Consider the following 10,004-nt stretch of genomic DNA (forward strand, 5'->3'; position numbering starts at 1 on the left):
TTATTTCCCTCACGCTTTGGAGGAATGTCTGAATTAATCTCACCACATCCTTCCGGCACTTTCAGAAGCAGGGAGTCACTGATCTTCAATGAAGTTTCTGTGAAATTCACAGAACTTTCTCCCGAGCAACTGTCGCAGATCTCCTTGACGGTTTTGACTTCGGTTGAACAAGCAGATAAAACAAGCAGGGAGTAAATTACTCCCTGCCATTTGAATGATTTAAACGTTGCCATTAACAATTACGGGCTGTGATATTACATCCATCATTATTCGGAACAGTTGTTACATTGTAACAATCCGGTGAAGCTTCACCAGAGTCGTTTCTCATACACTTGTAATAAATGATACCACTCGGACAAGTTAGATAGAACTTTTTGCAAGGAATAAGCTTTTTACTTGTTCCTTCATCTGAATTTTGGAAGGTAAACGCTGTTGTGACAATTGCCGCGCCAGCAAGAATAGCTGAAAAAATGAACTTTTTCATGATTATATAATTTAACGGTTAATACAAGATTGATATAAATCGCAAATAATCAGGAATGAAAAAGTTCGGGTGATAAGGTTTGTTATGATTCATTTTCATAGCTGGTAGATGTGAAGTTTCGCTAATATATTCTTAAAAAATAAAAAGTCCAAACGAATTGTTCACTTTTTTTGCATACCTGTATGATGATGCATCTTTATGGACCTTTTTGCTGCTCAGCCATTGCAATTGTTTATTGTCTGCCTCCACAAGGATAAAGGGTTATGTTGCAACCACCGCTATTCGGGCCGCTGGCTACATTGTAACAGTCCGGAGATGATTGACCGGTAGAAGTTTTTACACATTTGTAATAAACAAGCCCGCCGGGACAGGTTTGATAAAATTTCGTACAAGGAAGCTCCTTCTTACTTGTGCTAAAATTCTGGAAAGTAAACGCTGTTGTCACAACTGCAACAGCAGCGAAAAATCCGGCAAAAATGAACTTTTTCATGATTGTATAGTTTAACGGTTAATACATAATTGATATCAGTTCAAACTATCCGGCTGTTGATCCGTTTCATAGCAGATAGGTTTGAAGTTTTTCAAATGTATCACGAAAGGTGAAGAGTTCAAACGGATGGTCCGTTTTTCCATTATTTGGCATTTCGCGTCATACTACCAACCTTTTACCGCCCCGCCTTTAAATGCTTTTTCGGCTGCTTGTGCCACCGCTTCCGATTGGTAAGCTTTTACAAAGTTTTTCACCTTCTCCTGATCCTTGTTGTCTTTTCTCGAAACAATGATGTTTACATAAGGAGATGCTTTGTCTTCTTTGAAAAGACCGTCTTTATCTGCATTCAATCCTGCCTGCGCAGCAAAATTGTTATTGATCACGGCAATCGTTACTTCTTTGTCGTCCAGAACTCTGGGCAATTGCGGAGCTTCGATTTCCAGGATGCGCAATTGTTTCGGATTGGAAACGATGTCTGTTACTTTCGGTAGTAAGCCCACATGGCTTTTCAATTTCAACAGTCCGTTTTTTTGTAGCAGGAGCAAAGAGCGCCCGCCATTGGTCGGATCATTGGGAATGACAACCGTACTGCCGTTTTTGAGTTCCGAAAGGTGTTTGATTTTTTTCGAATATGCCACAATCGGGTAAACAAAGGTATTGCCCACTGCCGCCAGCTGGTATCCGCGTTGTTTGACTTGTTCTTCGAGGAAAGGAACGTGCTGAAAGGCGTTGGCGTCGATATCGCCGTTGTTCAAAGCTTCGTTCGGAACAACATAATCATTAAAAACGACCAGTTCCACTTCGAGGTTGAACTGCTCTTTCGCTACTTTTTTGGCAGCTTCGGCAATTTCCCTTTCCGGGCCGGAAGTAATTCCGACTTTGATGTAATTCGGATCATTTTTCCGGGATGAATCTGCACAGGAATGCAGGAATAGTAGGCTTGCGGTTAGTAATGTGAAGTACTTGATTGTTTTCATATGAATTTTTATTAATTGATGTTTTGTACGAATATCCAGGAGGTTCTTTGCCACGAATCCCGAAAAATCGGTACTGTGGGGTTTTCTTAATCGTCACCGATATTCCCGGACAAATCATTCATTTATTGATCAGTTATGACTGCGCTAACGCTTGATCCTTCGCATCAAGCAATCTATCATTGCTTTGCTCAGTTTTCACCAGTTAACGCTGGTTCTTACTTGTGATTGACTTTTTTGGAGAGTTTGTCTCCTGTGAATTGAATCAGGAATACCAGGATAATCAGCAGTGCTAACACCAGGTTCATGATCACACTGTCGTAACCGATGTAGCCGTATTGGTATCCGATCTGGCCCAAACCGCCGGCACCGACTGCTCCTCCCATGGCCGAATAACCGACCAGCGTGATGAGTGTAATTGTGGCGTTGTTGATCAGTGAAGGTAAGGCCTCGGGAAGCAGTACTTTCCGGATAATCTGCAGCGGACTTGCTCCCATAGCTCTGGCGGTTTCAATTAAACCGGAAGGAACTTCCAGCAAGCTGTTTTCAACCAATCGCGCTATAAAAGGAGCGGCGCCAATGCTCAAAGGAACCAGCGCCGCGTAAACACCGATGGAAGTTCCGATCAACCCGCGTGTAAAAGGAATCATCCATACAATGAGGATAATAAAAGGAATGGAACGGAAGACATTCACCAAAACCGATAAACTCCGGTGGAAGATCCTGTTTTCAAGAAATTGTCCTTTCCGGGTAACGAATAGGATAATTCCTACCGGTAACCCCAATAAAAAGCCGAAGAAACCGGAGACGAAAGTCATAAAAACCGTTTCCCAAAGTCCCTCCAGCAATAATGAAGTAGTTGTTTGATCAAGCATAACCTTTAATCGTGTTTTGAATGTTGTTTTGATTGAAATAATGAATGACTTGCGTGTTTTCTTCAGAGCTTCCCTGCAAATGCAGCAATAGCTTCCCGAAGTTGGAATTCCCCAGGTATTCGATATTTGCTTTGATTACTTTATGCGGAATGTTGTGTTCGTTGACAACCGCTAAGAATTTTTCGAAGGAAACAGCTCCCGTCAGTTCTATTTCGATGAGCGGGAACAAGCCTGTCTGCTGCTCCGGCTGCAATCTGCTGTCGAATGATTGTGGTATTGACATACTTTCTGATGTTATAAATTGTTTAATAATCGGATCTTCCTTTGCCGAAACAAGGTCGTCCAAAGTTCCTTTTTGAATGAGTTTTCCCTGGTCAATTACGGCCACATGATTACAAATGGATTTGATTACATCCATCTCGTGCGTGATCAGTAAAATGGTAATGCCCAATCGTTTGTTGATGTCTTTCAGTAATTGCAAAATAGATTGCGTTGTTGCAGGATCCAAAGCGCTTGTTGCTTCATCACACAAAAGCAAATGCGGATCGTTTGCCAAAGCTCTGGCAATGGCGACACGCTGTTTCTGACCGCCGGAAAGACTTCCCGGGTAGAAGTTTGCCTTGTCTTTCAACCCAACGAGTTTCAAGAGCTCGTTTACTCTGCTATGAATCTCCTTTTTATTGACTTTGTCCAATTCCAAAGGAAGTGCGATGTTGCCGAAAACCGTTCGGGAAGAAAGCAGGTTGAAGTGCTGAAAGATCATTCCGATCTTTTTGCGTTCCAGTGCCAGTTTTCGGGCATTCAACGTTGTTAAATCTGTTCCGTTGATGATAATCTGTCCCTGATCCGGCTTTTCAAGCAGGTTCACAGAACGGATGAGCGTGCTTTTTCCCGCTCCCGAAAACCCGATTATCCCTACAATATCACCACGTTCCACTTCCAGACTCACGTTGTCGAGCGCTTTCAGCGGCTGCTTCTTCAGCAGGAATGTTTTACTAATGTTTTTGATTTCAATCATGATCGTTTGAATGAGAGACCCGGAAATGATCCGGATCTCTGTGATTTTTATCCTGTAATGTGTTTATATGATTTGCTGATTTTGTTCCACGACCGCATGGTTCTTCTGATCTTCACTTTGGAACGGTTTGACAGCTTCAGATACTTGGTTGCATTGGTTAATAAAACCCCCGACAAAATAACGAAGAGTCCCAGCAACTGACTTCCATTGATGAACTCATTGGTGATGACCCAACCCGCAAGCACTGTGACGATCGGGTTAATGTATGTATGCGTGCTCACCAAAGCTGCCGGTTTTACGGACAACAACCAGATGTAAGAAACGTATGCCACAACCGAACCGAAGATGGTCAGGAACAACAAACCAAACCAGGCCGATAAGGGAACTGCTGCGATGGAAAATCCGCTCCATTCATTTCGGAAAGAGGCGATTATCAAAGAAGCAAACCCGGCCGTGATTAATTGTTGCGCAATGTTCATGAAGGTCGAATGCCCCGCCGGGTTGTTTTTGGAATACAGGGATCCCAATACCCAGCTGATTGAACTCAATGCCAACACAATGAATGCGGTGATTCTCAGAGAACCGCTGACCGCACTTTCCGGACTGGTAACACTTCCGCTCAAAAACAGCACCAATCCCACAAAACCGATTACCAATCCCACTAAGATCAACTTGTTGGAGAAATAGTATCTCCAATTCTTCTTGTCAATTGCAATGAACCAAAACGGGCCCGTTGCAATAGCAATTGAAGCTTCGGAAGCTGATACATATTGTTCTCCCCAGCCAACCAATCCCGTTCCTCCGGTAAGCACCAGGATTCCGGTAATGGCATTTTTACGCCAGTTGACCAACGAATTCGCTTTTTCTCCTTTCGCTCTCAGATATCCGAAGATCATGAAACCTGCCGCCAAAAAGCGGAATCCTGAAAGGATGAAAGGAGGGAAGCCGGTTAATCCGAAAGAAACGGCAAGAAAGGTGATCCCCCATATGACATATATGTTGGTAAAAGCGAGTGGTACTAACCAGTTGTTTTTGATGTTGCTCATGATTGTTGTTTTTGAATTGTGATGAAATAAAAAAGGGCTTTACGTATTACCGTAAAGCCCTTGAAATAGAATTTTCTAAGAATTTATATACGGTATAATGGATGTATGTTCATACAACAGCGCATCGTGCGATAATTATTCATCATTGTCCAGCTAATTGTACCTGTCTTCATTTGGCCATCATTTGAAGTATGAAACTGCACCGGAATCCTGTTCCCGAATTGCTTGTCAAATATGTTAAAAAGACGTTTCATACTGTTTTTAGTTCTTATTCTGAATTTTTGTGCAAGTATAGGCTTTATTTATCTACTAATTCTATAGAATAAGTAAAATTAAACAAAACTTAACATTTGAGAGATCTGAATGGAGGAGGGTTTTCATCAGTTCTTTCAGAAACATTGAGTAAGCGAGATGACCGAATGAGGTACATGAAAAGAAACCCGCACCTCGCTTACATCAACAAAATACTTGTATTTCTATTAGTTTCCTTTCAGCTCCAAATCAAAACTAAGATCGGAGCTCGTTCCACTGGCCTGATGCATTTCGACAGCAATGATATTATTGCCTGCTACGAACACGGAAGAAGGAATGGAAAAATTCTGAGGTGTATCTCCATCGTCATTCGCCAACGAAGCATAAGTGGTATACGAAGCACCTGCTGCCAGATTATTCCGGTACACTTCTGTTCCGTTAATATAAATTGCTACTCCGTCATCTCTTTTTACATTTCCCACAAAACTTGCGTATGCTGCCGGATTGGTAATAGTAATTGTTTTCCTGAAGTAGGTGGTGACATATCTGTTAAGGATATTTGGACCATAGCCAACAACCGTCGCTTCATCGCCATCGCCATAACCCAACTGACTTGCGCCACTTGCCCATGCCGCATCATTAAACGAACCGGGAATCCAGGAAGTTCCCTGGTTGCTTCCATTGTCAAGAAATCTCCAGGTTGCACCATACGCAATTAAAGTAGCGGGTGGTGGTCCGGTGATTTTAAGGGTTGCTGAACCATCTGATGCTACTGATTCCAACTTAAAGGACTTACCGCCATACGTAAATGTTTCGCCAACCCGAAGATAAGCATCTATGAATCCCCAGTAGCCAACAGTAGAAGGGTGCATATCCAGCAGTTCCGTAGAAACCCGGTTACTGGCATCCTTTTTAACCAGGCGGAATGCCAGGGTGCTTACTGCTGATTCTGAAACACCTTGAAATGTTGCGGCAGCGTTAAAATCATCATGTATTCCAAAAGGTTGACGGGTTTCTATCCAGAGGTCATATCCGGCAATAAATGCGGGAACAACTAGAGCTTTAGACCCTGTTCCTCCGCCATATAAAGGAGAAAGCGTAAAGGTTCCCGTGCTGGTTGTCGTAATAATTTCCGAGCTGCTTAACCAACCCAATGACTGTAAACGCGGAGCGCAAAGCAGCCTGCCATATTCCTCACCGCGTGCGCTCGTTCCCATTACTTCATTGGGATCTTTCTGGTCATTCACAGTAAAGTTGTCGGATAAGGCAGTTGCTAAACCCGTATTATCTGTACAAGTTCTTGTATTCGCATGAGACAATCCTAAATTATGACCCACTTCATGTGCCAGGGTGCGCTGGCGAATCGGTATGCTACCGTCTTTGTCGAAGTATACTACAGAATAACCGGTATTGGTTCCGCCTGGTGTTCCGGTAGTTCCTATCCCATTGGAACAACCCGAAACCAACGGTGTAATGTAGATGACGGTATTGTACTGCGAAGGAACAATCAGTTTTGCTAAAAGCGCCGGAAGTGCCAGTGTTTTCCAGGTATCTGTTGCGCATTCATTGAGAATTCCCAGGTCAAGTACATTGATACTCACAACATCACCCAGAAGTCTGTCTTTAAGCCCTGCTATAAAAAGCCGGCCACCTGAAGTTTCATTGTAAAAGGTGCGCAATGAGCGGCCAGTATTCGAAAAAACAGCTTCACGGGCTTCCTGTTCAGTCCGCATATTCTGTTTGGTAGGTGTTGAAATAAGAACAACGAGAACGGTACGATCCGTTTGTTCGGCGGGAGAGATTGCAGCGGATGATAATCCACGTGTGGAACCTGAATTTCCTTTAAACAGTTTTTCTTTTTTACAAGAAAAGAGCGCAGCTGTCAACGCACAGATAAATAATAATTTCTTCATTACAAATAGGATTAGTGAATACTTCTTATGTGCAATCTAACTGGTTATTTATAAGTCAATGTCAACTATTTCGGAATCCCGGGGTCTTACCGGATGATCAGTTTCAATAAAGAAGTTTGATTACTTTGAGTCAATCGCAGATAATAAATACCGGAAGCTGGATTTCCTAAATCAATAAGGGTTTTATGGCTGTCAGAGGGACTTAATACAGCTCCTTTTAATTTTGAACCCTTACTGTCAGATACCTCCCACGTTTTGATTTGCGTATAATCAAGATTGATGTATACTTTTCCATCCGAAGGATTCGGGTACATTTTAATTTGCTCAACCCCATTTTCAGTAAGTGAATTCGTAGAAGGAAGGACTTTTTTCAATAGTGTTTGTACGGTCGTTCCGTGGAGTGTTTCAACCTCCAGGTAGGAAAGAGTTCCGTCAGATGAAATACTCAATCCGTTGGAACTTTGATCCAGTTCCCATTCTCCGGCCAGTGTGATCGTAATCATTTCCGGTTGAGGTATGCGGTATTGAACCGCAGGATTGTTCCCGATTTGATTGTATTGGTAAAATTCCGATTCGTTGAGCATACCCAAATCCGGGTTTGTGGCGCTGATTTTCAGTTTGTCGCCGGAGTCAATTGCTTGTGTAAGAATGACGGATGGATGATTCACCTTTCGGAGGTAATCAGCCAGGAAAACGCTGGTAGTGTCAAAAACAGCGTAACTGAAAATGGAGTCCGGAACGTATTTGGCAGCATGCGCTTTCCGGTCGCATTGCAGAACCTCGAAATAATTGGTTGGTTGTTGCGCCACAGCCTGAATTTCCGCTGCATTTCCCTTTACAACAACAAGGTAGTGGTAACCCGCATTCAAAGGTGCAGTTCCGTGATTGATGTAAGCGGAGGCAAAATTACCGCTCGTTGCGGCAGTATTGGATTGATTCATGGAATTTTGTATCTCGCGTTTGATGCGGATTTCATCTGTGTTGGCACTCACATTGGGTACGATATAACCATTCCCCATCGCATCAGTCATCCGGATTCCGCCCCCCACTTGTGAAATGTCAGTCGCCAAACCGGTTTGAGCCACTCCGTTGACATAAGTAGCGCTATCCTGGTGCACTAACCTGGTTTGAAATAAGGTTGTATGGATCGGAGCAATTCCGTTTGTATCCTGAATAGCGGATCCCATGCAGAGAATTTTATTGTCAACAGCAAAATAAGATTTCAAAGCACTCATGCGAGTGGTCGAATAGTTGTCTCTGTAATCGAGAACAAAGGTTCCGTTTTGATCCAAAGAAGCATTTCCGATGAAATTCCCCTTGCTGAAAAGCCGGTGAGTAGCCGGTCCCAACTGACCGAATGGTAAATAGGTGGCGGTAGTTCCAGGAAAATGCGACCAATCCCAGCCAACAAGAGCCAGTCCGCTGCCATCATACGAAACGGGACTTGTATTGCAAAGAATATCCATTCCGCCGGCTGATAAATACCTTCCGAATACGTTTTCAGTAGCTGAATTTTCGTAATCCCAGATGTATTTGCTTGAGCCCTTGAAATTGAGCTGGAAATTCAGACGTTTGTGAACGCTCGAACCGGCATAAGGGAATCCAAAATGACCTTCCATTTTTACTGCAGCGGGTAAACCGCTTTGTATGGTTTCCATAAAATGTCTCGGCCCCTGGAGACCGTTCAACAAGTTGATACTGGTTGTGGCACTCCTGATCAGGTTGGTGTTTTGAGGAGAAGAAATGCCCCAAAGCCGGATAAATTCTTTGCCGCAATCTACATTTTGTACGGGATTTGAAAGGTATAGATAGGCATGGGCTAGTCTTAAGGAACTCAATGCCGACAAATCTGTGGGAAAGCGGCCGGAAGTTCCTCTTGGCATTTCAAAGTCGATGCACAGTTTGGAATAATTTAAAACCGCATTCCGCAGGTTTGATTGTGCTTCCGGGTTCAATTCATAAGGACTTCCGCTGAGTGTCCAGTTTAAAATAGAAAGTATTTGCAATGCGTTGATCCCGTAGCTGTTTGTATATGCTCCTTTGTGGTGATACGTAATGAAATCGGGTCTGATACAATCCGACCAGCCGCGGGATATTTTCATGGCATTATTCATGAAGTTTTTGAAATGCATCATTTCCTGTGGTCTGGCACTAACGGTATCATCCAAAGCAAGAATATAGCAAAACCGCTGCACGCTGGTAGAACGGATCACATCGGTATTGAATCCCGGATAGGTAAAATTAAAAAGCGGGTTATTTGACCGAAGGAAACTCGTCAGTTGATTGAGAGCACCCATATGATGATCAAATTCTCCGGCAAGTTTCAGTTCTTCCTTCATCAGCAAGATGGAAGCGGAGTAAGCGGATGAACGCAGAGCAACCGAATTGTAAATCTCGATCATTTCCAATGAAGCATTCTCATACATGTTAAAGTTGGTTGAAGCGTTTACTCCCTTGTTTTTTAGGTATTGAAAAATATCCAGGATCGTATCCTTCAGTCCGGGGCTGTTATAGCTGGGATTCGGCGAACCTGCAGGCCCTTGTAATTTATACAACATGACCAACCGGATCAGTTTGCTTTCTACTAAGGTGGAGTAGGCAGAGCGATCGGCCCCCTGGGTTAAATCCCAGACAGCTCCCGGATTCTGGAAATTGTAAGCAGACAAATCTCGGGCATTGTTGCCGTTAGTAATGTAGCGATTGTAACGTTCCACTACTTCCGGGGTGTTATAATCAGTCGGTGTGCCAATCAGCCACTCGATGTATTTTTCTTTTAGATTATTGATGGCTGTCTGCTGAGAAAAACTCACGTCAGAAAGAAAAATGATCAGAATAAGTGCAACTAGCTGCTTCATAACAGACGAATATTAAGGTTGTAAAAAAACGATTCCCGACTTGTTCGGGCCGGGAATCGTGATGACATTAGTTTACTGCGTTTACAAGGAGTTTTTT

General features: G+C 43.2%; 9 protein-coding genes. All 9 read right to left on the bottom strand.

Annotation, left to right across the window (positions count from 1 at the left end; genetic code table 11):
* Positions 1-233: hypothetical protein (locus Q1V93_RS13060; RefSeq protein ID WP_300665316.1), on the bottom strand; the 233-nt coding region annotated here is incomplete at its 3' end.
* The gene (locus tag Q1V93_RS13065; protein ID WP_300665318.1) at positions 233-484 is read right to left on the bottom strand and encodes a hypothetical protein; all 252 of its coding nucleotides are present in this window, start codon (positions 482-484) and stop codon (positions 233-235) included. The genes Q1V93_RS13060 and Q1V93_RS13065, both read right to left, overlap by 1 nt.
* Positions 485-716: 232 nt before the next feature.
* Positions 717-974, bottom strand: coding sequence for a hypothetical protein (locus Q1V93_RS13070; protein WP_300665320.1), 258 nt, complete (start codon positions 972-974; stop codon positions 717-719).
* Between the two features lie 164 nt (positions 975-1,138).
* Entirely contained in the window at positions 1,139-1,951 is an 813-nt protein-coding gene (gene metQ / locus Q1V93_RS13075; protein ID WP_300665322.1) for a methionine ABC transporter substrate-binding lipoprotein MetQ, read from the bottom strand.
* A 215-nt stretch (positions 1,952-2,166) separates the two neighbouring features.
* On the bottom strand, positions 2,167-2,823 hold the full coding sequence (metI, locus tag Q1V93_RS13080; protein ID WP_300665323.1) for a methionine ABC transporter permease MetI: 657 nt from the start codon (positions 2,821-2,823) through the stop codon (positions 2,167-2,169).
* On the bottom strand, positions 2,816-3,841 hold the full coding sequence (locus Q1V93_RS13085; RefSeq protein WP_300665324.1) for an ATP-binding cassette domain-containing protein: 1,026 nt from the start codon (positions 3,839-3,841) through the stop codon (positions 2,816-2,818). Before Q1V93_RS13085 ends, metI begins: the two co-directional genes overlap by 8 nt.
* A gap of 47 nt (positions 3,842-3,888) precedes the next feature.
* The gene (locus tag Q1V93_RS13090; protein WP_300665326.1) at positions 3,889-4,887 is read right to left on the bottom strand and encodes an EamA family transporter; all 999 of its coding nucleotides are present in this window, start codon (positions 4,885-4,887) and stop codon (positions 3,889-3,891) included.
* Positions 4,888-5,366: 479 nt separating this feature from the next.
* Positions 5,367-7,052 (bottom strand): hypothetical protein, encoded by a 1,686-nt coding sequence (locus tag Q1V93_RS13095; protein ID WP_300665327.1) that lies wholly within the window; start codon positions 7,050-7,052, stop codon positions 5,367-5,369.
* A gap of 86 nt (positions 7,053-7,138) precedes the next feature.
* A complete protein-coding gene (locus Q1V93_RS13100) occupies positions 7,139-9,907 on the bottom strand; it encodes a polysaccharide lyase family 8 super-sandwich domain-containing protein (RefSeq protein WP_300665329.1) in 2,769 nt (922 codons plus the stop codon).
* Positions 9,908-10,004: the final 97 nt, after the last annotated feature.

Source organism: Fluviicola sp. (assembly GCF_030151805.1).
GTDB lineage: Bacteria > Bacteroidota > Bacteroidia > Flavobacteriales_D > Crocinitomicaceae > Fluviicola.